The following is a 25903-nucleotide window of genomic DNA, read 5'->3' as shown; positions in this document are numbered from 1 at the left end:
CGCCGAACTGGTGTCCGAGATCAGCGCCGCCTGCCGCGAGCAGGACGTCGGCGCCAGCCAGATCAACGAGGCCATCCAGCAACTGGACAAGGTGATCCAGCAGAACGCCGGTGCGGCCGAGGAAATGTCGGCCACCTCCGAGGAACTGGCGGCCCAGGCCGAGGAACTGCAGACCTCGATCGCCTTCTTCCGCACGGACGCCGAAAGAGTCCCGGCCCGGGCTCCAGCCCGCGTCTCGACCTTCAAGGCCCCCGCCAAACCGGCGGCTCGTCCGACGCCCAAGGCTGCGCCGGCCAAGCCCGCCGTCCACGCCCAGCAGGCCCGCGCCAAGGGCTTCGCCCTGGACCTGGCGACCGGCGGCGCGGACGCCGAGGACATGGACTTCCGGGAGAGCGCCTGATGTCCGAAACCGCCAAGGGGCAAGGCGCCTCTGAGGGGCAGTACGTCACCTTCGGCCTGGGCGACGAACTCTTCGCCGCTCCGGTCGGCCTGGTGCGGGAGATCCTGACCTATCAGGCGCCCTCGCGCATCCCCAACAGTCCGGACTATCTTCTGGGCCTGACGGACGTGCGGGGGCAGGGGGTTCCCACGGCGGATCTTCGGATCCGCCTGGGCATGGCGCCGACCGAGCCGACGCTGAACACCCGCATCCTGGTGCTGGATATTCCGCTGGAGGACCGGGTGCTCAGTCTGGGCCTAGTGGCGGACCGGGTGTTCGAGGTGGCGGTCTTCAGCGCCGACCAGATCGAGCCGTCGCCCGACATCGGGATCAAGTGGCGCTCGGACTATATCTCGGGCGTGGTGCGGCGCGAGGACGGCTTCGTCGTCCTGATCGATCTGCCCCGACTGCTGTCCAGCACCGACACCGTCTCTCTGGCGTCCCTCCCCAACATCGACCGCGCGGCCTGACGGTTGTCGGCCGGTCGGGTGAGGGAGGCGGTTCGCTCCAGGCGTTCAATGACGCCGCCGCCTCCCTCATCGATGATCCAGACGATTCAGGCGGCTCAGATATTCTGGCCGTTTCCAGGTCCATGAGGGTCCAAATCGGTCGCCGCAGCGTAATGGGCGGGAAGAAGGCTTTTCTTTCTCGGCTCCGCTTCGCTAATAGGCCCGCAATGACTGATGCGCCCCCGACCGCCTCCCGACTGACCCAGGCCGACGCCGAGGCCGCCGTCCGCACCCTGATCGAATGGGCGGGCGACGATCCCGACCGCGAGGGCTTGCTGGAAACCCCGGCGCGGGTGGCGCGCAGCTATCGCGAGCTGTTTTCGGGCTACGAGGTCGATCCGCTGTCCTATCTGGAGAAGACCTTCGAGGAGACGGGCGGCTACGACCAGCTGGTGGTCCTGAAAGACATCCGGTTCGTCAGCTTCTGCGAGCACCATATGCTGCCGGTCGTGGGCAAGGCGCATGTCGCCTATCTGCCGACCGACCGCGTTGTCGGCATTTCCAAACTGGCGCGCGTGGTGCGCGGCTTCGCCCGACGCCTGCAGATCCAGGAGAAGATGACCTCCGAGATCGCCGAGGCCATCCAGACCGTCCTGAAGCCGCATGGCGTGGGCGTGGTCATTGAGGCCGAACACAGCTGCATGACCTTGCGCGGCGTCAACGCGCCGGGCGCCAGCCTGACCACCAGCCACCTGATCGGCGTGGTCCGCGACGACCCCCGCACCCGCGAGGAGTTCCTGCGCCTCGTGCGCGGCTGAGGTTTCTCCGTTCCGGCCCGTCTCTTGCGATCTGGGGATCGTAGGAGGCGTTTTCGATGCCGTGGACCCTGTTTTCGACCCGAAACGAGACAACTCCGATCGCGCGCGGCGGCTGGCTGGACGCGCTGCGTTTCATCGTGGCTTTCCTGATCATCCTGCATCACTACCAGGCGGCCGGTCCGGTTCCGCTGGCCGAGGCCCTTCATCCGGTGTTCGAGCGGGGCGGTTTTCTGCTGACCAACTTCTTCCTGATCGATTCCGGCTATGTGCTGATGCGGGTCTATGGGGCGGCTGTCGATAAGGGGCGGATGTCGCCCGGCGACTTCTTCCTGAAGCGGTTCCTGCGCGTGGTTCCCGCCCATCTGATCATGGGGCTGTCGCTGACGGCCCTGGTGGTCCTGAGCCTGACGGCCGGGGTCATGCCCCGCAATCCGGAATGGTTCCGCTGGGACCAGTTGCCGGCCCAGCTGCTGCTGCTGCAGGCCTACGGTGTTCATGGGGGGCTGGGCTGGAACGCGCCGACCTGGTCGATCTCGGCCCTGATCGGCTGCTACCTGTGCTTCCCCTGGATCATTCGGGGCCTGATGCGTCTGGGGCCGTGGGCCGCGCTGGGTGCGGGGATCGGCGCCTATCTGGTCGCCAATCAGCTGTGCTGGAGCCTGCTGGGCTATCCCGTCTATCAGATGCCGATGGGCTACGGCTTCATCCGCGCCCTGCCGCTGTTCTTCCTGGGCATGAGCCTGGCCTGGTTCGCCCAGAAGGTCTGGATTGATCCGCGCCTGGCCGGCTGGGCCGGTGTGGCCGCCTTCTGCGGCCTGGCGGTCGCCCAGTATTTCGACAAGAACGCCCTGATCTCCCTGGCCATGATCTCGGTCATCATCCTGGCCGCCGGCGCCGTGCCCGTGCGCAAGCCGTCGAAACTGGTGGAGACCGCCGCCATGGTCTCCTTCTCCATGTTCATTTCCAACGAGGTGGTCCGCATCGCCTGGTTCGGCGTGGTCAATGTCGCCGTCGTCCGATTCGCCCTGTCCGAGCCGGTGCAGTGGGCGTTGTGGGGCGGCGGCGTCCTGGCGGCGGTCGCCTTCGCCTTCGCCTTCCACTTTGCCGTTGACGACCGGATCCAGTCGCGTATCCGCGCCTGGCTGAAGGAACGTCGGACGCAGCGTCGCCAAGTCGCGCCCGAAGCCGGGCCTGTGATCTCGATCGAAGGCTGAGCGGCGACGCTGAGTCAGAGGGCGGCCGTCAGTCCTCGTCGTCGTCCTCGGACGCGTCGGGGATTTCGGGCGTGACGACGGTGGGGGCGATGGTCTTGATCTCACCCAGCTTGGCGCCGGGGAAGGCCAATAGAACCGCCTTGATGAAGGGGTCGGCCTCGACCTTCTCGCGCTCGGCGGCCCGGTCCTTCTTCTGACGTTCGATCAGGGTCTCGCCCCCGCCCTGGCCGTTGGCGGCGATCAGCCAGGTGCGGCCGGTCCATTCCCGCAGTCGGCCGGCCAGACGCCGCGCCAGTTCGACCGGCGCGCCCTCGACGCTTTCATAGACGATGGCGCCGGGCTTGAACGAGACGGGTTTGACGAACCGTTCGACGTCCATCTGCAGCCCGACTTCGCGTTTGTCGCCGATCAGGGCGACGACCTGTTCGAAGCTCTGCGGATCGGGCAGGGCCGGGGCCATGACCGGGCGAGCGGCCAGCTGGGCCGATGTTCCTCCACCGCCGCCAGAGCCGCCGCCACGCGAGGCCGAGCCGCCACCACCGAAAGGTTCGCCGGACTGGAGCCGTTTCAACGCTTCTTCCGGCCCCGGAAGGTCGGCGGCATAGGCCAGGCGGACGATGGCCATTTCCACGGCGTCGGCGGGATTGGGCGCGCGCCGCACCTCGTCCAGGGCCTTCAGCAGCATCTGCCAGGTGCGCGACAGGGTGGCCGCGGGAATGGCCGCGCCCAGGGCGGCCAGTTTCTGCGCCTGGTCATTGGGCAGGCGGGTCGCATTGGGGCCCAGCATCTTGGCGACCGAGGCGGCGTGGCAGTGTTCCAGCAGGTCGTTGGTCACCTGCACCGGATCGGCGCCGAAGCCGTACAGGGTGCGGAAATTCTCCAGCGCCTCGGGCGTGCGGCCGGCCATAACGCTCTCGAACAGGGCGATGGTCTGGCTGCGGTCTGCGAGCCCCAGCATGTCGCGCACGGTCTCCGTCTTGACCATCTGACCGCGCTCGGCCTGGACCAGGGCCTGGTCCAGCAGGGACAGGCCGTCGCGGACCGACCCCTCGGCGGCGCGCGAGATCAGGGCCAAGGCGTCCTGCTCGATCTTCATGCCTTCGCGCTCGGCGATCCGGCCCAGGTGATCGACCAGGATCTCGGGTTCGACCCGGCGCAGGTCGAAGCGCTGGCAACGGCTGAGGATCGTCACCGGCACCTTGCGGATTTCGGTGGTGGCGAAGATGAATTTGGCGTGGGGCGGCGGCTCCTCCAGCGTCTTCAGCAGGGCGTTGAAGGCCTGCGTCGACAGCATGTGGACCTCGTCCAGCACATAGACCTTGTAGCGGGCCTCGACCGGCGCATACCGGACGCTCTCCAGGATGTCGCGGATGTCGTTGACGCCGGTGTGCGACGCGGCGTCCATCTCCATCACGTCCATATGCTGGCCGGCCATGATGGCGGCGTCGTGCCGGCCGTGGGCGGTCAGGGTCAGGGACGGACGGTCGATGGTCTCCGTCTCGTTGTTCAGGGCGCGGGCCAGCAGGCGGGCGGTGGTGGTCTTGCCGACTCCCCGCACCCCGGTCAGCATGAAGGCGTGGGCGATCCGGCCGGTCGAGAAGGCGTTGGTCAGGGTGCGGACCATCGCCTCCTGCCCGATCAGGTCCTCGAAGGTGCGCGGCCGGTATTTGCGCGCCAGCACCTGATAGGCGGACCCGTCGTCGGCATGGGCCTCGACCCCAGCGTGGGCGACGGCGGACGCGGTCACGGGGACAGCCGGGGCGGCGGGTTCGGGCGCGGCGGCCGGCGCGCCGAACATGTCGTCGGTGTTCTCGTCGCGCGCGACGACCTCGTCCTCTTCCCAGGGCGGGCCGTCGAGATTCGTGTCGCTGTCCGTCATGGGAGAAGTCTTACAGCGGGTGAGGTCTGCAGCGAAGCGGCCGTTCACCGAAAAGACCGGATTATCTCGGATCGTAAACTCGGCGTGGGCGCGTGATCACGCAGGCAGGTCCACCAGTCGGACGTGCCGGTATCCCCGCGCTTTCAAGTCCTTAACAATTTCAACGACGGTCATGTAACGATTGGATGCTTTCGGCTCGACGTAGATCGGATTTTTAAGATCGAGGCCGAATTCGTAGAGACGGCGGCCGACCTCATTCGAAGGCGTGTGTGACGCCTGTTGTCCGGTCCATGTCGAAATCTCGATTGTGCCGTCGGGATTGATATCGATCTGGGCGCCGTTTGTCTGAAGGGCGGTGTCGTAGCATCCCATCGTTCGGTACAGACTGAACTCGGTCATCTGCTGGCGCTGTTCTGCTGGCGCTGTTCTGCAGGCGCCGATCCGCAGGCGCACAAACCTAACAGTCCCAGAAGCCATACCAGTTTCATAAGACGATGTTCGCAGGAGTTGTGCGTTCTAACAACTGCATTGTCTCAATGGAGCCGGTAACGGCTAGCCACGGAGACAAGGCGCGCAAACGCGCTCAAGCCGCGAGCGTAGCGCACCAAAATGTGTGAAGTAGAGACCGCGCGACCCGAAGGTGAATTCGTTGTGGCTGCTGCCTTCCGGCCCTGACCAGGTTGGCGAAGCCTTCGCCCGCGCGATCTCCGAGAGGGGATATGACGGGTGCGGCGAACGGAATCAAGGGTTACAAGGCCGCATGGCTCATCAGAACATCTTCTCCGGCAACCCGCTCGACCGCGCCGGCGACCTGCGCAACGATTCCGAATGGCTGGCCGAGCAGGAGGCCAACCCCGAGGCCAAGGCCATGGTCCTCTGGGAAGGCCGACCCCTGGTCGAGGAGACGGCGGAGGGTCCACGCCTGACCTGGCTGTCGTTGAAACATGCGCGCGACATCGTGCCGGACCGGGATGTCTTCCTGGGTCTTTGGACCGGGGCGCCGGTCTTCGCCATCGAGTTCGAAGGCTCGATCGATCCGGCCGAAGGGCCGGTGAGGGGATTGGGCGCCTTTCACGAGATGCGCAGCGCGGCGGCCATGCTGCCGGCCCAGGACGCGGCCATGGCGGGCGGGGCCAAGAGCCTGTTCGACTGGCGGCGCAAACATGGCTTCTGCGCCAATTGCGGGACCCTGAGCGAGACGACATCGGGCGGGTGGAAGCGGCGTTGCCCGGCCTGCGGGACCGAACATTTCCCGCGCGTGGACCCGGTCACCATCATGCTGCCGGTCTACAAGGGCGGGCCTGAGCCGATCTGTCTGCTGGGCCGCCAGGCGGCCTGGCCCGTCGGTCGGATGTCGGCCCTGGCCGGCTTTTTGGAGCCCGGCGAATCCATCGAGGAGGCCTGCGCCCGCGAGGTGAAGGAGGAGGCCGGCCTGACCGTGATCGACACAGCCTACCACTCCAGCCAGCCCTGGCCGTTCCCGTCGCAACTGATGATCGGCCTGATCGCCGAGGTGTCGGACGACCAGGCCCGGCCGGATCAGACCGAGCTGGAATCGGTGGCCTGGCTGACGCGGGCCGAGGCCAAGGCCGTGATCGCCGGCGAACATCCAACCATCCAGGCCCCGCCGCCTTTCGCCATCGCCCACAGCCTGATCAAGGCCTGGGTGGAGGAAGGATAATCTCCCTCCCCTTCATGGGGAGGGGTGATCGCGCAGCGATCAGGGTGGGGGCCGAAAAGGGCGCGAGCGAGGTCCTGACGGCCACACCCGGGCTGCGCTTACGCCTCGCCGTCCCTCTCTATGAAGGAGAAGGAGATTCGTTACGCCCGCGCCCGCGCCGCCTCCAGGTCGGCGGGATTATCGACGGACAGGGGGGCTTCGTCGATGACGGCGGCCCAGATCTGCATGCCCATCTCCAGCGCCCGCAGCTGTTCCAGCTTCTCGCGCGTCTCCAGCGGCGATTGAGGCGCGGCGCAGAAGCGGTTCAGGGCTGCGCGGCGATAGCCGTAGACGCCGATGTGACGCCAGATAGGGGCGTCGCCGTACAGGGTCGAGCGGGTGAAATAGAGGGCGCGGGCCTGGCGCTCGTTCTCACCCAGGGCGAGGACGGCCTTGACCACGTCGGGATTGGTCCGGTCCGACAGATCGGCTTCAGCAGCGACCAGGGTGGCGATGTCGCAGCTCGGCTCGCCGTGCAGGATGGCGGCGCAGGCCACAGCCAAGCCCGGATCGGCGAAGGGCATGTCGCCCTGGACATTGATCACAGCGTCGAAATCGCCTTCCGGATCGATGGCGTCCACGGCGGCGCGGATGCGGTCCGAGCCTGAGGGCAGGCCGGGATCCGTCAGAATGGCCCGACCGCCGATGGCCTCGATGACGGCGACGATCTCGGGATCGCCTGCGGCGACCGCGACCGGCAGGCCCGAGGCCTCGGCCTGCTGATAGGCCCGCACGATCATGGGTTTGCCGCCGATATCGGCCAAGGGCTTGTTCGGCAGACGGGTCGCCGCCATGCGAGCGGGTATCAATATCAACGGATTCATGAGTCTACTCGGAGCCTGCCTGGATCAGCCGTCGCTGTTGGAGCGTTCGCGCCGGTTGCGAACCCCGCGCTACCGTGTAAGACCTGATCAGGCAAGGAAGGCTTCGCTGCGTAAGACGGCGGAGGTGGGAAACCTTAGGGACGGGATGAGACGACGCGCATGAGCGGCGATCTGAAATGGAACAAGATATTCGGTGCGGCCCTGGGGACGGCGTTCGTCATCCTGGTCGTGCAACAGGCGTCGGGCCTGATCTATCATTCCGCGCCGCCGGAAAAGATGGGGTATTTCGTCGATGCGCCCGATGAGGCCGCCGGCGCTGAACAGGCCGAGCTGCCGCCGGATTGGGGCACGGTCCTCCCGGCCGCCGATCTGGCCGCCGGCGAGGCCGCGTTCGCGCGCTGCCAGGCCTGCCACAATGCGGCGCAGGGCGGGGCCGACGGCATCGGCCCGAATCTGTTCGGCGTCGTGGGCGGCCCGGTCATGCACCGGGCGGGCTTCGCCTACTCGGACGCCATGAACAAGCACAAGGCCGAGGCGCCGACCTGGGGCTATGACCAGCTGAACAGCTTCATCACCGCCCCCGCCCGCTATGTGCCGGGCACGAAGATGTCCTTTGCCGGCATTCGCGATACGCAGACGCGGATCAATCTGATCGCCTGGCTGCGGACGCAGGGCTCGGGCGGCTTCGCCATTCCGGCGCCCGATCCGGCCCGTCAGCCCGGCGCGGCGGCCCCGGCCGAAGGAGAAGCGGCGCCTGTCGAGGGCGCGCCCGCGACCGAGGCGACCGGCGAAACCCCGGCGGTCGGCGCGGCCCCCACGACTCAGCAGACCCCGGCCGCCCCACCCGCTGCGACCAGCGCGGCGCCGCCGAACAGCTGATCGATCCAAGACGTCGAATTGAATCGGGGCGGCCTGCGCAGGCCGCCCCGTTTTTCTTGGGTGGTTAAGCTGGATCAGAGGATCTTCGCGGCCTCTTCGAACGACAGGCGCGGCGAGCGCGGGAACAGGTTCTCGTCGGTGCCGTAACCCAGGTTGAGGATATAGTTCGGCTCGACATTGCTGTCGGGGAAGAACTCCGCCTTCACCGCCGCTGCGTCGAAGCCGGACATGGGGCCGACGTCCAGGCCCAGGGCCCGGGCGGCGATGGTCAGGTATCCGCCCTGAAGCGAGGCGTTGCGGAAGGCGGTCTCGCGGCGGCCGGTCTCGTCGCCGAACCAGGCCTTGGCCCCCGGCGCATGCGGGAACAGGGCGTCCAGATGCTCGTGGAAGTCGATGTCCTGGCCGATGATCAGGTTCACCGGCGCCTGCTGGGTCTTGGCGCGATTGCCCTCGCTCATCAGCGGGATCAGGCGCGCCTTGGCCTCGGGCGAGGTGACGAAGACAAAACGGGCCGGGCTGGCGTTGACGGCGGTGGGGCCGAACTTGGTCAGGTCATACAGTTGGCGCAACAGGTCCGGCGCGACGGGGCGGTCGCTCCAGGCGTTGCGGGTGCGCGCCTCGGTGAAGAGTTGCGACAGGGCGGCGTCCGACAGCGGGGCGTCGCGTTGGGTGACAGAATCATAGGCCATGGGGGCGTCCTGACTACAAAAGCAACAAGTGCAGGTGCTGATTTAATCACTTCAGCAACTGTTGCAAGTGCAGATGTCGCAATCCATCGTTTCCGATCGCGCGCCTATCCGTGCGCCGTGACAAACGGGATGTGCGAAACACCCCTGTCGCACCGCCGGTCTTCGTCTTATCTAGGGGGAATGAAAGATCTGACCCAACTGATGCAGCAGGCCCAGGCGATGCAGCAAAAGCTGCAGGACGCCCAGGCGAAGATGGCCGAAACTTCCGCCGAGGGTTCCTCGGGCGGCGGGCTGGTGAGCGTGGCGCTGAAAGGCGCGGGCGAGATCACCGCGATCAAGATCGACGACAGCCTGTTGTCGCCGGGCGAGGGCGAGATTCTGGCGGACCTGATCGTGGCCGCCCACGCCGACGCCAAGCGCAAGCTGGACGAGGTCAACAACGCCCTGATGCGGGAAGCCGCAGGTCCGATGGCCGGGATGAATATTCCCGGAATGCCGAAACTGTTCTGATGGCCGCCTCCGCCGGGCCGGAGATCGAACGGCTCATCTCCCTTCTCGCCAAGCTTCCGGGCCTGGGTCCGCGCTCGGCCCGGCGCGCGGCCCTGGCCCTGCTGAAGCGGCGCGAGCAATTGCTTGTGCCGCTGGCGGCGTCCCTGGCCGAGACGGCCGAGAAGGTGGTGTCCTGTTCGGTCTGCGGCGCGCCCGACACGCGCGACCCCTGCGCCATCTGTTCCGACGGATCGCGCGACAACGGCCTGATCTGCGTGGTCGAGGAGGCCGGCGCCCTGTGGGCCATGGAGCGGTCCGGCGCCTTCCGCGGCAAATATCATGTGCTGGGCGGCCTGTTGTCGGCCCTGGACGGGGTCGGCCCCGAGCATCTGCGCATCGCCGAACTGGTCGGCCGGGTCAGACACCAGAACGAGGGGGGCGGGGCTGTGCGCGAGGTCGTCCTGGCCCTGCCCGCCACCGTTGACGGCCAGACCACGGCCCATTATGTCGCCGAACGGATTTCCGGGCCAGACGTCGAGGTCACCTCCCTGGCGCGCGGCGTGCCGGTGGGCGGCGAACTGGACTGGCTGGACGACGGCACCATTGTTCAAGCCATGCGGGCGCGCCGGCCGGCGTAAAGACGCCGCTGGCGGCTTTTCCGTTCCGCCGACTCCCGCTAGGAACGGAGCATGAACATGCTCGCGCTGATCCTCGCCGTTCTCGCCGCCGCCTTGGGGGGCGGTTTCCTGTGGGCCTTCATGGGGTGGCAAAGAGCACAGGGGGCGCTGTCGGCGGCCCTGGCGCGGATTGATCTGGTCGAGGAGAGCCGGGTCACCATGGGCGAGCTGCTGAAGGCCCAGGCGGCCCAGTCGGCCCAGGTGGTGGCGGACCAGATGGTCAGTCGCGCGACCGAGACCTTCCGCGCCCAGGACCAGCTGGCGCGCGAGCGTATGGCGGCCCAGCTGAAGCCGGTGGCCGACACCCTGACCAAGTTTCAGGAGCATGTGGCGGCGCTGGAGAAGACCCGGGCCGAGGAGACCGGGGGCCTGCGCGAGCAACTGGCGGCCCTGATGGTCGCGTCGTCAGCGACGCGGGACGAGGCGCGCAAACTGACTGAGGCCCTGCGCGGCAACACCGGCCGGCGCGGTCGCTGGGGCGAACAGACCTGCCGCAATGTGCTGGAGGCCGCCGGCATGGCCGGCCGGTTCGACTTCACCGAACAGACCTCCAGCGCCGATGACGAGGGGCGGCAGAACCGCCCAGACTTCCTGGTGCGCCTGCCGGGCGGCGGTCTGTTCGTGATCGACGCCAAGGTGCCCCTGGCCTTTGACGACGAGGAGGGCGACGAGGAGGCGCGCGCCCGCTCGGTCGGCCTGCGCATCGCCGCCAGCCTGAAGACCCATGTGCGCCAGCTGTCGTCCAAGGCCTATCAGGACCAGTTCAAGCCCAGCCCCGATTTCGTCGTCCTGTTCGTTCCGGGCGACAGCTTCCTGGCCACCGCCCTGGACCATGCGCCGGACCTGCTGTCGGACGCGATGGAATCGCGGGTCGTCATCGCCACCCCCTCCACCCTGTTCGCCCTGTGCAAGGCCGTGGCCTATGGCTGGCGGGCCGAGGAACAGGCGGCCAACGCCGACAAGGTCGCCGCCCTGGGGCGCGAACTCTACAAGCGGCTGTCGGTCATGGGCGGGCACGCCTCGGCGGTCGGGCGGGCGCTGGATCAGGCGGTCGGCAAGTACAACCAGTTCGTCGGTTCGCTGGAGAGCCAGGTCATGGTCTCCGCCCGCCGGTTCGAGGATCTGCAGGTGGATCACGAAGGCAAGGAGATCCCCGCCCTGGCCCAGGTCGAGACCCAGCCGCGCACCATCACCCGGCCGGAACTGACGGGCCCCTCAGACAACTGAGCTTGTCTCTTTGACAAGGGTGCTTGACAGTCGGGGTGACGGAGGTAAAGTGACCTTGTCATAAAGACAAGGAGGGGCGACATGAGCCCGCGTTTGAAGTCCGTACTGTTCTACCTCGGGGGCATGCTTTTGCTCGGCTTCGTCGCCGGCCTCGCCGGCGGATGGGTGGGCCATATTGAAGCCTCCGATCCGGCGCTCGCTGCGCAGATCGCGCCCTTCGAGTTGGTCGGCATCGCCGTCTTGGGCGTGGCGGGCATGGTCTTCGCTCTGGTGGTGAGCGTGCGTTGGATGCGCGTGATCGACGAAGCAGCGCGGGAAGCGCACAAGTCCGCCTGGTTCTGGGGTGGATCCGTGGGTCTGCTCGCCGCCATGCCCATCCTGATGATGGGGGTCTTGCCGCAAACCGCCGACTGGCGCCTGCCCGATTGGTTCTTCGGTCGTACAGATCCGATGGCCTATGCGGCCATGGGGGCCTGGGCGCTGATCAGCCTCATGCTGCTCGGCTACGGCGTCGCCTGGGCCTGGTGGTGGTGGAAACGCCGTTGAGGGCTGAACCATGAATAACCGCCTCAAGGTGCTGCGGGCCGAGCGCGACTGGTCTCAGGCCCATCTCGCCGAACTGCTGGGCGTCTCGCGCCAGACCGTCAATGCGCTGGAGACCGGTCGCTACGACCCGTCCCTGCCGCTGGCCTTCAAGATCGCCCGCATCTTCGAACAACCGATCGAATCCATTTTTTCGGAACAGGAGAACGACGGATGACCGTGTCTTCCCCCAAAAATCCCCACCTGACGCGTCGTCTGCTGGTCGGCCTAGGCTTCGGCGCGGTCATGGGCGCCGCCGGCTATGTCTTCGGCCGAACGCTCCTACCCCAGCTGATCGGGCCGGACGCCCTGGACGGCCTGGACCTGAGATGGTCAGACGCTCTGGCGGCCTTGACTGGAATCGCCCTGATGATCGGCGCCGGCGCGGTCATGGTCATCAGTCTGGACCCGCGTCGTCTGGCCCGGATGTATCATCTGGAAGAGCCCGCCTCGCCCGAGGAGATCGGTCAGGCCCGCTTCCAGGCGGCGGTCCTTGGCTTCTCCGGCTTCATCCTGCTGCTGCCCCTGGTCTTCGCTCTGGCGGGACTGGCCGGCGGCCTGGCGATGGGCCTGATCATTCTGCTGTTCGCCCTTCATACGGTGCTGAACATCAGGATGTGGCGCGGCGTCGATGAACTGCTGCGCCGCACGACCCTGGAGGCCGCCACCGCGACCTTCTTCCTGGGCCAGGGCCTGCTCTTCCTGTGGGCGGCGGCCGAGCGGCTCAGCCTGCTTCCGCCCCTCACCGCCTGGGACGTCTACGCCGTCCTGATGACCCTTTACCTGTTCGTCTCCGCCGTCGTGTCCGCCCGTCGCGGTCTCGCCTGAGGCGCTCGCTTTCTTCACTTCGCTTTCAACCAAAGGAAACAACCATGACTCTGTCGAAACGCCTGAAGTCCTCCGTCTCCAATCTGGCTCAGGGCGCCGTCGGCGTCGCCGCCGGCCTGGCCCTGGTCTTCGCCATCGCCGGCGCCCCCGCCCAGGCCCTGGCCCAGGCCGCCCCGGCTCCAGCCCCCGCCGCGGCGCCCGCCATTCAGGGCCAGGGCCCGGCCCTGTGGGTGGTCAAGGATGCGGACTCGACCCTGTATCTGTTCGGCTCCATCCACGTGCTGCGCCCGACCACCGGCTGGAACAGCCCGCGCGTCCAGGCCGCCTTCGACAGCGCCTCGGATATCTGGTTCGAGATCAGCAATCCCGACGACCAGGCCGCGATGGTGCCTCTGATCCAGCAATACGGCCTGTCGCCCCAGGCGCCCCTGTCCAGCCGCCTGACGGCCGAGGAACTGGCCCAGCTGGACGTCGCCGCCAAGACCATCGGCGCTTCCGCCGCCCAGCTGGATCCGCTGAAACCCTGGCTGGCCGCCCTCTCCCTCTCGGTCGCCCCCCTCGTGAAGGCAGGCTACGATCCCCAGTCGGGCGTCGAACTGGCGCTGAAGGCGCGCGCTGAGGCCGCCGGCAAGCCCATCCACGGCTTCGAGACCCTGGAGGACCAGATCGGCATGCTGGCCACCCTGCCGGATGACGTCCAGCTGGCGTTCCTGCGCGAAACGCTGAAGGACTTCGACCAGGCGGTGGTCCTGCTCGACGCCATGGTCGAGGCCTGGGCCAAGGGCGACGTCCAGGCTCTGGACAAGATCGTCGTCGAGGACATGAAGGCGGACGCCCCGGAACTGTACAAGGTGCTGCTGGTCGACCGGAACACCGACTGGGCCGACCAGATTCAGGCCCAGCTCCAGGGCTCCGGCACCGCCTTCATCGCTGTGGGCGCCGCCCACCTGACCGGCGACGACAGCGTCCAGTCGATCCTGAAGTCGCGCGGCGTCGCCGTCGAAAGCGTCGAGTAGTTGTAACGGGCGGCGGCGCTCAGGCCTGATTGACGCCCCAGGCGAAGATCACCCAGGACGCCGCCGCGATCCCCGCCGCCAGGATCGCGACCGCCAGACAGCCGAAGCCGAGGCCGAGGCCTTCCAGCCCGCGCCTGTCCTTGCCCCGCCTCATCCGCCCGCTCCGCGCCACAACAGTCCCCGCAACCTTGCCCTGCCGTCTTGAGCCGCGCCAGCGCTGCGTCTAAGGAAGGCGTCGCGCGGGCGTAGTTCAGAGGTAGAACGTCAGCTTCCCAAGCTGAATGTCGTGGGTTCGATTCCCATCGCCCGCTCCAGACACCCGCCCTCGTCTTGACGATCAGCGCAGAGGTGCGGGACCGAGCCTGGCCGAACGGCCGGAGGCGCCTCGCTCCGCGCTGAAACGGCACAGATAGCGGCGGAACAGTTCGCCTTGTTGGTAGGCGGTCTCTTTCGTGGTCGTGTCGCCGGTCACGGCCGCTTCGCCGTCATCGCCCAGCACGCGCCAGTTCCACAGGCCGGGGCGGACCTCAGCCAGATGCAGGGCGAAATCGGTGTGTTGCGCGGCCATGCCTGATCCGTCCCAAAGCGAGAAGCTGGTCCGGCGTGACGCAATTTTGCGGCCACCCGTGGATCAGCTCAGGTCGGGGGCGGGGCGGCCGCCCGGCTCAGCGCGGGGCGCGCTTGGCCAGGATGCGTTGCAGGGTGCGGCGGTGCATGCCCAGACGGCGTGCAGTCTCCGAGACATTGTGGTCACACAGTTCATAGACGCGCTGGATATGTTCCCAGCGCACCCGGTCGGCGCTCATCGGATTGTCCGGCGGCTCGGGCGCCTCGTCGGCGGTGGCCAGCAGGGCCTTGACCACGTCGTCGGCGTCGGCGGGCTTGGACAGATAGTCGACGGCCCCGGCCTTGACTGCGGCCACGGCCGTGGCGATGGCGCCATAGCCGGTCAGCATGACGATGCGGGCGTCCGCGCGCCGTTCGCGCACCGCCTCGACGACCTTCAGGCCGTTGCCGTCCTCCAGCCGCATGTCCAGCACGGCGAAGGCCGGGGCCTTGTCGCGCAGCAACCGGGTGGCCTCGGCGACGGACTCGGCGGTCGTCACCTCGAAGCCGCGGGCCTCAAGCGCCCGCCCCATTCGGGTGCGCAGGGCCTGGTCGTCGTCCAGCAGCAGCAGGGACTTGTCGGGCAGGGCGGCGATACGGGCGTCTATCTCGGGCATGGGTCTCTCCTGCCGGTTCAAGTCGGGGCGGGGCGGGTCGGGGTCAAGGCCAGGGTTCAACCCTGCGACTCTTCGACCCAATACGCAGGTTGGGCGGGACTGGACCCTTTCACGCCGCCACCTCCAGGGCCGGGCGCGCCCACCGCACCGCCACGCGGGCGCCGCGCGCAGGGCTGCGGGCGTCGGAGGGGACTTCGAGCCGCGGCAGACCCTGGCCGACGCTGACCACCCCCCCGGTCCGCTCCAGCAGGGTGCGGGCGATGAAGAAGCCCAGGCCCATGCCGCCCTGGCTGGGGGCGATGGGCGTCTCGGCCCCGGTGTTGCGCCGCCGGGACGTGGCGGCGGCGATCTGGGCGGCCAGGGCCAGGCGCGCCTTGCCCTGGGGGCGGCTGGTCACATAGGGCTCGCCCAGCCGGGGCAGGATGTCGCTGGCGAAGCCGGGGCCGTCGTCCAGGATGGCGATCTCGATCCAGCCGGCGTCGACCAAGGCCTGGACCCGCACGGTGGAGGCGGCGAAGTCGGCGGCGTTCTCGACCAGGGTCGACAGGCCGTGGACCACCTCGGGCATCCGGCGCACGCGCGGCGCGGGCTGGCCGGGCGGGGTCTTGACCAGAACCTCGAAGTTCAGATCGAAGCCCCGGTGCGGCTCCACCACCTCTTCCAGCAGGGCCTTCAGGGCGACGTCGGCGTACAGGGCGTCGTCGCCCTCGGGCTGTTGCGACAACTGGGTCAGTATGCCCCGGCACCGCTCGGCCTGTTGCAGGATCAGGGCGGCGTCCTCGGCCGCGTCGCTGTCGGGGGCCGAGGCGCGCTGAAGCTCCTTGGCCACGACCTGGATGGTCGCCAGCGGCGTGCCCAGTTCGTGCGCCGCCGCCGCCGCCAGCCCGCCCAGGGCCGCCAGCCTCTGCTCGCGCTGCAGCACGTCCTGGGTCGTGGCCAGGGCCAGTTCCAGCTTCTCGGCGTCGGCCGCCACCCGCCAGGCGTAGCCGGCGGTGAACACCACCCCGGTCACCAGGGCCATGGCCATGCCGAGCCGATAGAGCAGGGGCAGGTGGAAATTCTCGTGGGCGCGCCAGGGCAGGGGCTCGGACCAGAAGAACAGCACCCCGACCGCGATCAGGGCCAGCAGGCCCAGCAACAGGGCCTGGCGGGCCGGCAGGGCCGCCGCGGCGATCGTCACCGGCGCCACCAGCAGCAGGCAGAAGGGGTTCTCCAGCCCGCCGGTCAGGCCCAGCAGCAGGCCCAGCTGGAAGATGTCGAACCCCAGATGGACGGCCGTGGTTCGCCCGTCCGGCAGGCTGGCCTCCAGCCGTCTCACCCGCGCCATGGCCCCGACATTGACCGCCGCGCTGACGGCGATGACGATCAGGCAGGGCCACAAAGGCAGTGGGAAGTGCAGGCCCTGCGACGCCGTCAATATGGCCACGCTCTGGCCCAGAATCGTCAGCCAGCGCAGGACAATCAGGGTCCGCAGAGAAAAGCCGCGTCCCCGCCGCGGCGCCTCGCGCCAACCCGCTCCGGACAGGCCGGCGTCGGTCAAGGAAGCGCCGGACAGACTCCCCTCTGAAGGGGCCGGGGGCCCATGCGGCGCGATGCGGTCTTCTGTCGATGTCACGGGCCTTCTATAGACCGGGTCTGAGTTTTTCGTCAGAGGTCGTCATGCCGCGTCGTTCCATCCTGCTGTTTGCAGGCGCCTGTATCGCCATCGCCGCCGCCCTGGCCATCGTCACCGTGGTGGTGGTGTCCGGCCGTAGCCCTGCGACGGCCGACGTCTCCTCCACCGGCCAGCCGCTGGTCGGCGGCGACTTCCAACTGGTGAACCAGGACGGGGCGCCCGTCGATCAGACGATGCTGAACGGCAAATGGAGCCTAGTCTTCTTCGGCTTCACCTATTGCCCCGAGTTCTGCCCCACCACGTTGGCCGAAATGGCCGCGGTGCAGCAGCGGCTGGGCGACAAGGCGGACGACCTCCAGATCGTCTTTGTCAGCATCGACCCCGAACGCGACACGCCCCAGCAACTGAAGGACTATCTGTCCTCAGACGGCTTCCCCAAGGGGACCATCGGCCTGACGGGCACGCCGGAACAGGTCGCCCAGGCGGCCAAGGCCTATCGCGCCTATTACGAGAAGGTCGGCGAGGGCGACGGCTATACGATGAACCACTCGCTGACGGTCTATCTGATGGGCCCGGACGGCAAGTTCCGCACCGCCGTCGCCTATGGCCTGGGGCCGGACAAGTCGACGACGATCATCGAGGACGCGATGGCGCGAGGCTAACCCCGCTCCCTGGTCTTGGTGAAGGCGATCTTGGAGAAGCGTTCGCCGACATAGCCGGTCTCCCAGCTGGACTTGGCCAGGAAGACCGGGGCCTGGTCGATGTCGCGGGCCATCTGGGGTCGGTATTTGCCCGAGAAGTCCTCTATATCTGCATCCGAGCCGTTGACCCAGCGGGCTTCGGCGTAGGGGCTGGGCTCGAAGATGACGTCCAGGCCGTATTCCTCGCCCAGACGGTCGGCCATGACCTCGAACTGCAGCTGGCCTACGGCGCCGACGATGAAGTCCGAGCCGATCTCGGGCCGGAACAGCTGGGTCACGCCCTCTTCGGCCAGACCGTCCAGCGCCTTCTTCAGGTGTTTGGCCTTCAGCGGATCCTTGACCCGCACGCGTTGCAGAATTTCCGGTGCGAAGTTGGGCAGGCCGGCGAAGCGCACCACGCCGCTCTCCGACAGGCTGTCGCCGACGCGCAACACGCCGTGGTTCGGAATGCCGATCACGTCGCCGGCGAAGGCGTCGTCGGCCAGTTCGCGGTCGCTGGCGAAGAACATGATCGGCGCATTGACCGACAGGGACTTGCCCGTGTTCTGCACCTTCAGCTTCATGCCGCGCTTGAAAGCGCCCGAGGCCATGCGGAACATGGCGATCCGATCGCGGTGGTTGGGGTCCATATTGGCCTGGACCTTGAAGACGAAGCCGGTGACCTCGTCGGCGCCGGGCTCGACGACCGTCTCGACGGGAGGCGGAGCATTGCGGGTCTCGGGCGGGGATTCCTTCTTGGCCTTCATCGTCTTGGGCGCCGGAGCCCAGTCGCCGATGGCCTTCAGCAGTTCGTCGATGCCGAAGTGGCGCAGGGCCGAACCCCACAGGACCGGCGTCATATGGCCCTCCAGGAAGGCCTGACGGTCAAAGGCCGGATAGCCGCCCTCGACCAGTTCGACCGCCTCGGCCAGATTGTCCTGCTCGCCCGCCTCGAAATACTGGGCCGCCTGGTCCAGCGGCAGGGCGGCGGGGTGGTCGGGATCCTCGGCTGAACCGGCGATCTTGCGCGTATAGGGCTGGAACCGGCCGGTCCCGACCTCGACCATGCCGCGCAGGCGATTGCCGCTCTCGGCCGGCCACCAGATGGGGGCCGGGTCGAGTTGCAGCCGCGATGCGATGTCGTCCAGCAGGGTCATCGGGTCCTGGGCCTCGCGGTCCAGCTTGTTGATGAAGGTGATGATCGGGATGTCGCGCAGGCGGCAGACCTCGAACAGTTTCAGCGTCTGCGGCTCGATCCCCTTGGCGGCGTCCAGCACCATGATGGCGCAGTCGGCGGCGGTCAGGGTGCGATAGGTGTCTTCGGAGAAGTCCTCGTGCCCCGGCGTATCGAGCAGGTTGAACATCTTGCCGTCGTGCTCGAACGTCATGACCGAGGCGCTGACCGAAATCCCGCGCTCCTTCTCGATCTTCATCCAGTCGGACCGGGTCCGCCGGTTCTCGCCCCGCGCCCGCACGGCCCCGGCCGCGCGAATGGCGCCGCCGGCCAGCAGGATATGCTCGGTCAGGGTCGTCTTGCCCGCATCCGGGTGGGCGATGATGGCGAAGGTCCGGCGGCGGGCCGCCTCGGCGGCCAGGGTTCTGGAGCTTTTGGTGGTGTCTTCGGTCAGGGGCAGGGTGGACATGGTGCGCGACTACCCCGCCCCGCCTCGAAAGTCACTTGTCGGCGGACGCGGGGGCGGTTTCCGGGGTGTCGGCAGGGGAGGTTTCGGGCTCTTCCGGTTCGGATTCGCTGATCTGCGGCGCCTCGGCGTCTTCCTTCGTCTCCGGCAGGGCCTGGCCGGCTTCCAGGGCGGCGACCATCCGCTCCGCGAACTCGGAAGCGGCGCCCCCGTGCGGATCATTGGTCAGGGGGCGCAGGATGGCGATGGCCTGCTCCGTCTCGTTCCTGCGGGACAGCGCGGCGGCATAACCGAAACGGACGCTCGCCAGCTGCGGCGCTCGATCCAGGGTCAGCCCCATCGCCAGCATGTCGTTGTCGCTCGGATAGTCAGGTTGATCCCGGCGTAGGTCCGTCATCAGCATCAGGGTCTGATAGTCGTTGTCGCCGGCCGCATAGGCTCGGGCGAGATATGCGCGGGCTTCCCGCTTCAAACCGATCTCCACGGCGGGGTCTTCGGCCTCGCGCGCCTGTCGCAGTTTTTCCTGCGCCAGGAATCGCAGCGCCTCGACATGATCAGGCTGAAGCTCGATCAGGCGCAGCAGGGCGCGCTCTCCGGCCGGTCGATCGCCGAAATGCATGCCCGCATGGCCTGCCGCGATCAGGGCCAACGGATCATCCCCATATTCCGCCGCGATGCGGGCGACCTCTTGACCCAAGGCTTCGCGATCGTCCTTCGGCACGCCCACCTTCAGCCGTTGATTGATCAGCAGCAAATCATTGGCTGACTTAGGAAGACGGACGACGGTCACCTCGGTCGCCGGAAAATGGCCCACGACGCGCGTGCCGGTCAGGCGTGTCCGGGTGTAGCTTCGCAAGGCGGTGCGCAGATCCGCCAAGCCCATGCCTGTCGCGTCTTCCATGGCCTGGACCGGGTCTTCACCCTCGCCGACCGCTGTCAGATAGGCCTGCAACTGCCGCCTGCGCGCTTCGTCGCTCATGAACCAATGCGTCAGCAGCCAAGCGACGGGATAATAGGTGGAACGCTGGTTCGAGCGCACTTCGCTCGGATTGGATCGCAGCAGGGTCTCCAGCGGAATCCAGCTTTCGTTCAACAGCCAATAGGCGCGATTGGCGCTGGCGCTGCCTAACAGGACGTCGTCGTCCTTGATCTTGGCCGTGGCGTAGTATTCGGCGAATCCTTCCACAAACCAGCTGGGATAGGCGGCCGGCATCCCCAGCATGAAGTGATGGACATACTCGTGCAGCAGGACGGCGTCTCCATCCAGGCCTACGCCGGTCCCACTGCGGATCGCGACGGCGAAGATGTCCTCCTCCGTCGGGAAATAGGTTCCCACCACGTGTTGCGCAGTGCTGGGGTGGACCTGAGTCAGCCCCCGACGATTGGAGACGAGATAGATCGGGAGCTTTCGCGGCGGCGCGTCCCCGATGGGTAGGCTCGTCCGGAATCTCAGGACGCGGTCGAAGGTTTCCAGCTTCTGGACATACTCCCGTAAAGCCCGTTCGCTGCCGTCGCTATAAACGATGAACCGCTCGCTTTCGGCCCTCAGCCAATCGGCGTGCGCCATCGGCGCCGTCGCCATGAGGCCAAGCGCGGCCAAGGCGCCCGCGACGCCTGCGCGCAAATCTGACAGGCCCATAATCCCCTCCACTCCCCACGACTTGTCGCAGAGGTTGCGCCTTTCCGTAAAGGCGTTGTCGGATGTCCCGCCTTGATTTCAACGGACGGCTGCGCGATTTGCGCCACATCAAATAACCCCTCGCCATAAGGGGCTATTGGAGTCATTGTCGGGTCTGAGGAGACGATCAGGCCGTCAGAGCCCGGCGCTTCTCTCCCGGATCGATCCGGGACCATAGGGAAAGGAAATGACGATGGCTGTTATCCATCCTGAGGACCGCGCCGTCGGTCTCGACCGTTCGAAATTCGAGCGTCCGCACAGGCTGCACCCCGCTTTCGGACTGGTGATCGGCTTCGGCTTCATCTTCGCCGCAGCGGCCGTCGTCCACGCCTTGTTCACGGCGTTCTGAAGGCGCGACGACATTTGGCGCGGCCGTTTGATCGGTCGCTTCACGGAATAAGCAGGCGTCTGGGGATCCGCCTCAGACGATGAGCGGAGACGGTCAGGCGGCCAGACGGTTCCACACGGCGCGATCCGCCGCGATCGCGTCCAGCCGGCGGCCCTTCTCCTGCAGTTGCCTCATCACCACGTCGGGCAGGGTGCAGAAGCGCGGCTCGACCAGGTCGGGATTGCAGGCGGCTGTCGGCGCGGCGAACAGGGCGGCGTTGACCTCGGGGCTGCGCTCGGCGATCAGCCAGGCCAGACGGCGCGCGCGGCCGGGATCGTTGCGGTGCAGCAGCGGGTCCTGGGCGAACAGTTCGCAGCCCAGTTCCAGCACATAGTCGAAGCCCAGCTTCTCGAACCGGCGCGCGTCGGCGGGCGTGACCGGACAGGCCTCGTCCAGGTCGAACACGACGTCGTTCAGAAGAAACAGCATGGGCGAGACGCTTCTTGCGATCCGGACGGGAGGTCGTCCGTACACACAGCCTTACGCCCCAGTCGCTTGCGGTCCCGTTCACGGACGCGGTTAAGCCTTTCTGACCGGGCGATCCGGGAATTCTACGAAACGCCCACCAATCCGACCGCCAGATTCACCGCCAAGGCCAGGATCACCGTGTTGAAAACAAAGGCGGTCAGGCTGTGCACGGTCGACAGCCGACGGATGCCCCGGTCGGCGATCTGAACATCCGCCGTCTGGGACGCCACCCCGATGATCAGGGCGAAATGCAGGAAGTCCCAGTAGTCGGGTTCGGTCTCGCCGGGGAAGATCAGGCCGCCGCGGTCCTTGCCGTGATCGCCGTGCTGATAGAAGGCGTGGGCGTAGTGCAGGGTGAAGATCAGGTGGATGAAGGTCCAGGACAGAGCCACCGTCCCCAGGGCCAGCAGGCTGTCGCGGATCGGCGAGCCGCCGCGCTGAACGGCTTCGCCAACCACCACCACGATACTGGCGACCGCCGCCACCAGGCTGAGGGGCAGAACGGCGCCACCGGTCTGATCCAAGGCCGCCGCGCGCCGGCGAATGGCGTTGGCGTCCTGCGCCAGGGCCATCCGGGTCAGGGTGGCGGCGATGAAGACCGCGACCCCCGCGATCCAGCCATAGGCCACTCGGGTCAGCGCGTTTTCACCGGCCGGAACCAACAGGGTGACCAGGATCACCACCCCCAGGCTGGAAAACAGGACGCCGTACAGGCGAAGGGGGCGAAACAGGCTCATGAAACGGATCATGACGCCCCCTGCGCGGACCGCAAGCGAGCGGCTTAGACGAAAAGCGAAGGGGCTGACGCGACGTGACCCTTGCGGAGCGTCCTTGGGTCGGCTTAGCGTGATCACGCATTGTTACAGGTCCGGCGTCGCGCCGGAGAAAGGCCGCCATGACGTCCTATGAAGATCGCGCCGGGTTGAAGGTCGCGGCCGAGCTCGCGGCCCTGATCGAGCAGGACGTATTGCCGGGTCTGGGCCTAGATCCGGCGGACTTCTGGTTCGGCGCGGCGGATGTATTCGCCCGGTTCACACCGGAGAACCGCGCCCTGCTTGCCCACCGTGACGATCTTCAGGCTCAGATCGACGCCTGGCACGCCGCCCGCAAGGGCCAGCCTTATGATGTCGCAGCGTCCCAGGCCTTCCTGCGCGAGATCGGCTATCTGGTCGAGGAGCCGGCCACCTTCGCCATCGGCACGACAGGCGTGGACGCCGAGATCGCCGCCATGGCCGGGCCGCAGCTGGTGGTGCCGGTGTTGAACGCCCGTTTCCTGCTGAACGCAGCCAACGCCCGCTGGGGCAGCCTGTACGACGCTCTCTACGGCACCGACGCCTTGGGCGACCTGCCGACCGGCGGCGGCTATGATGCGGCCCGCGGAGCCCGCGTCGTGGCCCGCGCCAAGGCGTTTCTGGATCAGGCGGCGCCTCTGGCGCAGGGCTCGCATGCCGATGTCGCCGGCTGGTCGATCGTCGACGGCGCACTCACGCCCGCCCTGAAGGACCCGGCCCAGTTCATCGGCTTCGCGGGGGACCCGGCCTCGCCCGCCTCCATCCTGCTGGCGCATAACGGTCTGCACATCGAACTGGTGATCGACCCGTCCCACCCGGTCGGCGGCTCCGATCCGGCGGGTCAGGCCGATGTCGTGCTTGAATCGGCCCTGACCACCATCGTCGATCTGGAGGACTCGGTCGCGGCCGTGGACGCCGTCGACAAGGTCGAGGCCTATCGCAACTGGCTGGGCCTGATGCGGGGCGACCTGTCCGCCACCTTCAGGAAGGGCGGCGAAACCCTGACCCGCACGCTGGAGCCCGACCGCCGCTGGACCGCGCCCCACGGCGGCGACGTGACCCTGAAGGGCCGAAGCCTGCTCTTCGTGCGCAACGTCGGCCATCTGATGACCACGCCCGCCATCCGCCTGGCCGACGGGTCGGACGCGCCAGAGGGGATCATGGACGCCGTCGTCACCAGCCTGATCGCGCTTTACGACATCAAGGGGTGCGGCGCCTTCGGCAACAGCGCGACGGGCTCGGTCTATATCGTCAAGCCGAAGATGCACGGACCGGACGAGGCCGGCTTCACCGACCGGCTGTTCGACGCGGTCGAGGACCTGCTGGCCCTGCCGCGCCACAGCATCAAGGTCGGGGTGATGGACGAGGAACGCCGCACCTCGGCCAATCTGGCGGCCTGTATCCAGGCGGTGAAGGACCGGATCGTCTTCATCAACACCGGCTTCCTGGACCGCACCGGCGACGAGATCCACACCGCCATGCAGGCTGGGCCGGTGGTGCGAAAGGCCGACATCAAGTCCAGCGCCTGGATCACGGCCTATGAGGCGCGCAACGTCGCCATCGGCCTGAAATGCGGCCTGTCCGGCAAGGCCCAGATCGGCAAGGGCATGTGGGCCGCGCCGGACCGGATGGCCGACATGCTGGAGCAGAAGATCGCCCATCCCCGCACCGGCGCCAACACCGCCTGGACCCCGTCGCCGACCGCCGCCACCCTGCACGCCCTGCATTATCATGCGGTGGATGTCTTCGCCGTCCAGGCCGAGGTGGCGAGCCGACCGACGCCGGGTCTGGACGATCTGCTGACACCGCCTTTGGCCAACGGGATCAACTGGTCCGAGGAGGAGGTGGCTGCCGAGCTGGACAACAACGCCCAGGGCATCCTCGGCTATGTCGTCCGCTGGATCGACCAGGGCGTCGGCTGTTCCAAGGTGCCCGATATCCACGACATCGGCCTGATGGAAGACCGAGCCACGCTGCGGATCAGTTCGCAGCATATCGCCAACTGGCTGCTGCACGGCGTCTGCACCCCCGATCAGGTGGATGCGGCCTTCCTGCGGATGGCGGCCAAGGTCGACGCCCAGAACGCCGGCGACCCGCTCTATCGCCCCATGGCCCCCGATCCCGCCGCCAGCCTGGCCTACCAGGCCGCCCGCGCCCTGGTGTTCGAGGGCGCGGCCCAGCCGAACGGCTATACCGAGCCGTTGCTTCACGCCTACCGGCTGAGGGCCAAGGCCCAGCATTAAAATCCGTCACCCTTGGGACGAGCCCGAGGGTGACGGGGCGGTGGTTTAGCCCCCCGTCCGTCCCGGCGGCAGGCCGGGCGCCGGTTCCAGGGGGCCGTCCTCATCTTCGGCCATCATCAGGTCCTCGGCGGCGTCGTTGCTGGCGCCCGAAGCGGAGACAGAGGGCTGGGCCTGGGGCGTGACGGTCGCCGCCGTCGCCGGGCGGGCGCCCCGGCCATAGCCCAGCCGCCCCAGAGCGTCGTCGCCCTCCAGGCCGAAGGCGCTGCGGATCCGAAGGTCGGTCTGGGGGAAGGGCACCTCGATCCCGGCGCCGTCCAGGGCGTCGGCGATCAGCCAGGTGTATGCGGCGTGCATGGCCGCCGGCCGCTTCACCGCCTCGCGTGTCGGCCAGACCAGCAGTTCGAACTCCAGCCCCTTGTCGCCGAACCCCACCAGCCAGACCTGGCTCTTGCGCGCCTCGGTCTCGGGCAGGGTGAAGGGGCTGGCCCGGGCGCAGGCCAGAACCGCCTCGCGCACCCTGCCCCGGTCCGATCCATAGGCGACGGCGAAGGGGATATGGATGCGCCGGGTGTCGCCCTTCAGCGTCCAGTTGGTCACCGGCTGCTCGATGAAGCGCGAGTTCGGCACCAGGACATTGACGTTGTCATTGGTCCGCACCCGCGTCGCGCGCGGCCCGATCTCCATGATGGCGCCGCGAATGCCGATGTCCTCGATCTCGATATAGTCTCCGACCGACACCATCCGGTCGAAGATCAGGAACAGGCCGGACACAAACTCCTTGACCACCCCCTGCAGGCCCAGGCCGACGCCGATGCCCACCGCGCCGGCGAAGACCGCCAGCGACGACAGGTTCAGCCCTGCCGCCGACAGGGCCGACATGACGCCGACGATGATGACGGCGTAACCCGACAGACGCTCCAGCAGGTACAGGGCCTGGCGGCTGCGCTCTGACCGTTCGCGCACCCGCCGCAGGGTGCGCGTCACCAGCCGCGCGACGATCAGGGCGATCAGCAGGATGACCAGGGCGCTGACCAGGCCGCCGACAGTGATGCTCGCGCCCGCCACCCGAACGATCTGGGTGTCGTCGAGGGATTCGAGGCCGGCTTGGATGGGGGATGTCATAAGGGCGCAAGCGCGCGGCGAACGGCTCAGGTTCCAGAAAGCAACGAAGCCCGGCTGTTTTCACAGCCGGGCTTCTGGAAACTGGTGGAGCTTAGCGGAGTCGAACCGCTGACCTCTTGCATGCCATGCAAGCGCTCTACCAACTGAGCTAAAGCCCCGGACCTTGCGGTCTGGTCCGCCCGGTTCATCTTGCGATGGCCCCCGGCGAGGCGGCGGAACCTATGTCAGAGCTTTTTTGCGATCAAGCCCGTTTCGACATTTATTTTCGCATCGGTTCCGGAAGCGAAAAAGCACAGCGATTTCAAACCAAAAGGGGGCTGAAATC

General features: G+C 67.5%; 28 protein-coding genes, 2 tRNA genes, 1 other RNA gene and 1 pseudogene. 17 read left to right on the top strand and 15 right to left on the bottom strand.

The window, feature by feature from the left end:
* From GGR11_RS08900 to GGR11_RS08885, 4 genes and pseudogenes are all read left to right on the top strand, one after another.
* A pseudogene (locus GGR11_RS08900) lies at window positions 1-400 on the top strand (methyl-accepting chemotaxis protein); the annotation flags it as partial.
* The gene (locus GGR11_RS08895; protein WP_183196319.1) at window positions 400-909 is read left to right on the top strand and encodes a chemotaxis protein CheW; all 510 of its coding nucleotides are present in this window, start codon (window positions 400-402) and stop codon (window positions 907-909) included. The pseudogene GGR11_RS08900 and the gene GGR11_RS08895, both read left to right, overlap by 1 nt.
* A 206-nt stretch (window positions 910-1115) precedes the next feature.
* The gene (gene folE, locus GGR11_RS08890; protein ID WP_183196318.1) at window positions 1116-1706 is read left to right on the top strand and encodes a GTP cyclohydrolase I FolE; all 591 of its coding nucleotides are present in this window, start codon (window positions 1116-1118) and stop codon (window positions 1704-1706) included.
* Window positions 1707-1762: 56 nt separating this feature from the next.
* The gene (locus tag GGR11_RS08885) at window positions 1763-2920 is read left to right on the top strand and encodes an acyltransferase family protein (protein WP_183196317.1); all 1158 of its coding nucleotides are present in this window, start codon (window positions 1763-1765) and stop codon (window positions 2918-2920) included.
* Between the two features lie 28 nt (window positions 2921-2948).
* On the opposite strand, the gene GGR11_RS08880 is transcribed toward GGR11_RS08885, so the two are convergent.
* From GGR11_RS08880 to ffs, 3 genes are all read right to left on the bottom strand, one after another.
* Window positions 2949-4799 (bottom strand): DNA polymerase III subunit gamma/tau, encoded by a 1851-nt coding sequence (locus GGR11_RS08880; RefSeq protein ID WP_183196316.1) that lies wholly within the window; start codon window positions 4797-4799, stop codon window positions 2949-2951.
* 96 nt (window positions 4800-4895) lie between these two features.
* A complete protein-coding gene (locus GGR11_RS08875) occupies window positions 4896-5252 on the bottom strand; it encodes a hypothetical protein (RefSeq protein WP_183196315.1) in 357 nt (118 codons plus the stop codon).
* Between the two features lie 162 nt (window positions 5253-5414).
* An RNA gene (ffs, locus tag GGR11_RS08870) (signal recognition particle sRNA small type) lies at window positions 5415-5510 on the bottom strand.
* Between the two features lie 49 nt (window positions 5511-5559).
* Here ffs and nudC point away from each other — a divergent pair.
* Window positions 5560-6480: an NAD(+) diphosphatase gene (nudC, locus tag GGR11_RS08865; protein WP_183196314.1), complete on the top strand. Its 921-nt coding sequence runs from the start codon at window positions 5560-5562 to the stop codon at window positions 6478-6480.
* A 140-nt stretch (window positions 6481-6620) separates the two neighbouring features.
* Here nudC and GGR11_RS08860 read toward each other — a convergent pair whose 3' ends face one another.
* Window positions 6621-7343, bottom strand: coding sequence for a 3-deoxy-manno-octulosonate cytidylyltransferase (locus GGR11_RS08860; RefSeq protein WP_183196313.1), 723 nt, complete (start codon window positions 7341-7343; stop codon window positions 6621-6623).
* 159 nt (window positions 7344-7502) lie between these two features.
* Between GGR11_RS08860 and GGR11_RS08855 the strand changes: the two genes are divergently transcribed.
* The gene (locus tag GGR11_RS08855) at window positions 7503-8222 is read left to right on the top strand and encodes a c-type cytochrome (RefSeq protein WP_183196312.1); all 720 of its coding nucleotides are present in this window, start codon (window positions 7503-7505) and stop codon (window positions 8220-8222) included.
* Window positions 8223-8296: 74 nt separating this feature from the next.
* On the opposite strand, the gene GGR11_RS08850 is transcribed toward GGR11_RS08855, so the two are convergent.
* Window positions 8297-8911 (bottom strand): malonic semialdehyde reductase, encoded by a 615-nt coding sequence (locus GGR11_RS08850; protein ID WP_183196311.1) that lies wholly within the window; start codon window positions 8909-8911, stop codon window positions 8297-8299.
* 180 nt (window positions 8912-9091) lie between these two features.
* On the opposite strand from GGR11_RS08850, the gene GGR11_RS08845 reads away from it, so the two are divergent.
* The 7 genes from GGR11_RS08845 to GGR11_RS08815 all read left to right on the top strand — a co-directional run bounded on the left by GGR11_RS08845 (window position 9092) and on the right by GGR11_RS08815 (window position 13730).
* Entirely contained in the window at window positions 9092-9421 is a 330-nt protein-coding gene (locus GGR11_RS08845; protein ID WP_183196310.1) for a YbaB/EbfC family nucleoid-associated protein, read from the top strand.
* The gene (gene recR / locus GGR11_RS08840; RefSeq protein ID WP_183196309.1) at window positions 9421-10038 is read left to right on the top strand and encodes a recombination mediator RecR; all 618 of its coding nucleotides are present in this window, start codon (window positions 9421-9423) and stop codon (window positions 10036-10038) included. Before GGR11_RS08845 ends, recR begins: the two co-directional genes overlap by 1 nt.
* Before the next feature lie 51 nt (window positions 10039-10089).
* Entirely contained in the window at window positions 10090-11304 is a 1215-nt protein-coding gene (locus GGR11_RS08835) for a DNA recombination protein RmuC (RefSeq protein ID WP_183196308.1), read from the top strand.
* Between the two features lie 81 nt (window positions 11305-11385).
* A complete protein-coding gene (locus tag GGR11_RS08830; protein WP_183196307.1) occupies window positions 11386-11850 on the top strand; it encodes a hypothetical protein in 465 nt (154 codons plus the stop codon).
* A 10-nt stretch (window positions 11851-11860) separates the two neighbouring features.
* Window positions 11861-12064 (top strand): helix-turn-helix transcriptional regulator, encoded by a 204-nt coding sequence (locus GGR11_RS08825; protein WP_183196306.1) that lies wholly within the window; start codon window positions 11861-11863, stop codon window positions 12062-12064.
* Window positions 12061-12714, top strand: coding sequence for a hypothetical protein (locus GGR11_RS08820; RefSeq protein ID WP_183196305.1), 654 nt, complete (start codon window positions 12061-12063; stop codon window positions 12712-12714). Before GGR11_RS08825 ends, GGR11_RS08820 begins: the two co-directional genes overlap by 4 nt.
* Before the next feature lie 44 nt (window positions 12715-12758).
* Window positions 12759-13730 carry a TraB/GumN family protein gene (locus GGR11_RS08815; protein WP_183196304.1) on the top strand — a complete coding sequence of 324 codons (972 nt, stop codon included), beginning with the start codon at window positions 12759-12761 and terminating at the stop codon, window positions 13728-13730.
* A gap of 19 nt (window positions 13731-13749) precedes the next feature.
* On the opposite strand, the gene GGR11_RS16890 is transcribed toward GGR11_RS08815, so the two are convergent.
* Window positions 13750-13884 (bottom strand): hypothetical protein, encoded by a 135-nt coding sequence (locus GGR11_RS16890; RefSeq protein WP_281380155.1) that lies wholly within the window; start codon window positions 13882-13884, stop codon window positions 13750-13752.
* A gap of 85 nt (window positions 13885-13969) precedes the next feature.
* Here GGR11_RS16890 and GGR11_RS08810 point away from each other — a divergent pair.
* Window positions 13970-14044 (top strand) — tRNA-Gly (locus GGR11_RS08810).
* Window positions 14045-14067: 23 nt separating this feature from the next.
* Here GGR11_RS08810 and GGR11_RS08805 read toward each other — a convergent pair.
* From GGR11_RS08805 to GGR11_RS08795, 3 genes are all read right to left on the bottom strand, one after another.
* Complete coding sequence (locus tag GGR11_RS08805) at window positions 14068-14298, bottom strand: hypothetical protein (RefSeq protein WP_183196303.1); 231 nt, start codon at window positions 14296-14298, stop codon at window positions 14068-14070.
* 97 nt (window positions 14299-14395) lie between these two features.
* Window positions 14396-14953, bottom strand: a complete 558-nt coding sequence (locus GGR11_RS08800; RefSeq protein WP_183196302.1) for an ActR/PrrA/RegA family redox response regulator transcription factor — start codon at window positions 14951-14953, stop codon at window positions 14396-14398.
* A 109-nt stretch (window positions 14954-15062) separates the two neighbouring features.
* The gene (locus GGR11_RS08795) at window positions 15063-16493 is read right to left on the bottom strand and encodes an ActS/PrrB/RegB family redox-sensitive histidine kinase (RefSeq protein ID WP_183196301.1); all 1431 of its coding nucleotides are present in this window, start codon (window positions 16491-16493) and stop codon (window positions 15063-15065) included.
* A 119-nt stretch (window positions 16494-16612) separates the two neighbouring features.
* Between GGR11_RS08795 and GGR11_RS08790 the strand changes: the two genes are divergently transcribed.
* Window positions 16613-17230 carry an SCO family protein gene (locus GGR11_RS08790; RefSeq protein WP_183196300.1) on the top strand — a complete coding sequence of 206 codons (618 nt, stop codon included), beginning with the start codon at window positions 16613-16615 and terminating at the stop codon, window positions 17228-17230.
* Here GGR11_RS08790 and GGR11_RS08785 read toward each other — a convergent pair.
* Both GGR11_RS08785 and GGR11_RS08780 read right to left on the bottom strand, forming a co-directional pair.
* Entirely contained in the window at window positions 17227-18891 is a 1665-nt protein-coding gene (locus GGR11_RS08785) for a peptide chain release factor 3 (RefSeq protein WP_183196299.1), read from the bottom strand. The genes GGR11_RS08790 and GGR11_RS08785 overlap by 4 nt on opposite strands.
* 31 nt (window positions 18892-18922) lie before the next feature.
* Window positions 18923-20527 carry a tetratricopeptide repeat protein gene (locus GGR11_RS08780; protein ID WP_183196298.1) on the bottom strand — a complete coding sequence of 535 codons (1605 nt, stop codon included), beginning with the start codon at window positions 20525-20527 and terminating at the stop codon, window positions 18923-18925.
* Window positions 20528-20759: 232 nt separating this feature from the next.
* Between GGR11_RS08780 and GGR11_RS08775 the strand changes: the two genes are divergently transcribed.
* Window positions 20760-20915, top strand: a complete 156-nt coding sequence (locus GGR11_RS08775) for a hypothetical protein (RefSeq protein WP_164952699.1) — start codon at window positions 20760-20762, stop codon at window positions 20913-20915.
* 93 nt (window positions 20916-21008) lie between these two features.
* Here the strand turns inward: GGR11_RS08775 and GGR11_RS08770 are convergent, their stop codons facing one another.
* Window positions 21009-21383, bottom strand: a complete 375-nt coding sequence (locus tag GGR11_RS08770) for a hypothetical protein (protein ID WP_183196297.1) — start codon at window positions 21381-21383, stop codon at window positions 21009-21011.
* 122 nt (window positions 21384-21505) lie between these two features.
* Window positions 21506-22159 carry a DUF1345 domain-containing protein gene (locus GGR11_RS08765; protein ID WP_183196296.1) on the bottom strand — a complete coding sequence of 218 codons (654 nt, stop codon included), beginning with the start codon at window positions 22157-22159 and terminating at the stop codon, window positions 21506-21508.
* 158 nt (window positions 22160-22317) lie between these two features.
* On the opposite strand from GGR11_RS08765, the gene GGR11_RS08760 reads away from it, so the two are divergent.
* The gene (locus GGR11_RS08760; RefSeq protein WP_183196295.1) at window positions 22318-24456 is read left to right on the top strand and encodes a malate synthase G; all 2139 of its coding nucleotides are present in this window, start codon (window positions 22318-22320) and stop codon (window positions 24454-24456) included.
* A 45-nt stretch (window positions 24457-24501) separates the two neighbouring features.
* Here GGR11_RS08760 and GGR11_RS08755 read toward each other — a convergent pair whose 3' ends face one another.
* The gene (locus tag GGR11_RS08755; RefSeq protein ID WP_183196294.1) at window positions 24502-25578 is read right to left on the bottom strand and encodes a mechanosensitive ion channel family protein; all 1077 of its coding nucleotides are present in this window, start codon (window positions 25576-25578) and stop codon (window positions 24502-24504) included.
* An 82-nt stretch (window positions 25579-25660) separates the two neighbouring features.
* Window positions 25661-25736: transfer RNA gene (locus GGR11_RS08750), tRNA-Ala, on the bottom strand.
* Between the last annotated feature and the right edge of the window lie 167 nt (window positions 25737-25903).

The sequence above is a fragment of the Brevundimonas mediterranea genome, from assembly GCF_014196125.1.
In the GTDB taxonomy this organism is placed as follows: domain Bacteria; phylum Pseudomonadota; class Alphaproteobacteria; order Caulobacterales; family Caulobacteraceae; genus Brevundimonas; species Brevundimonas mediterranea.
This window is presented reverse-complemented; position numbering and strand designations above follow the sequence as displayed.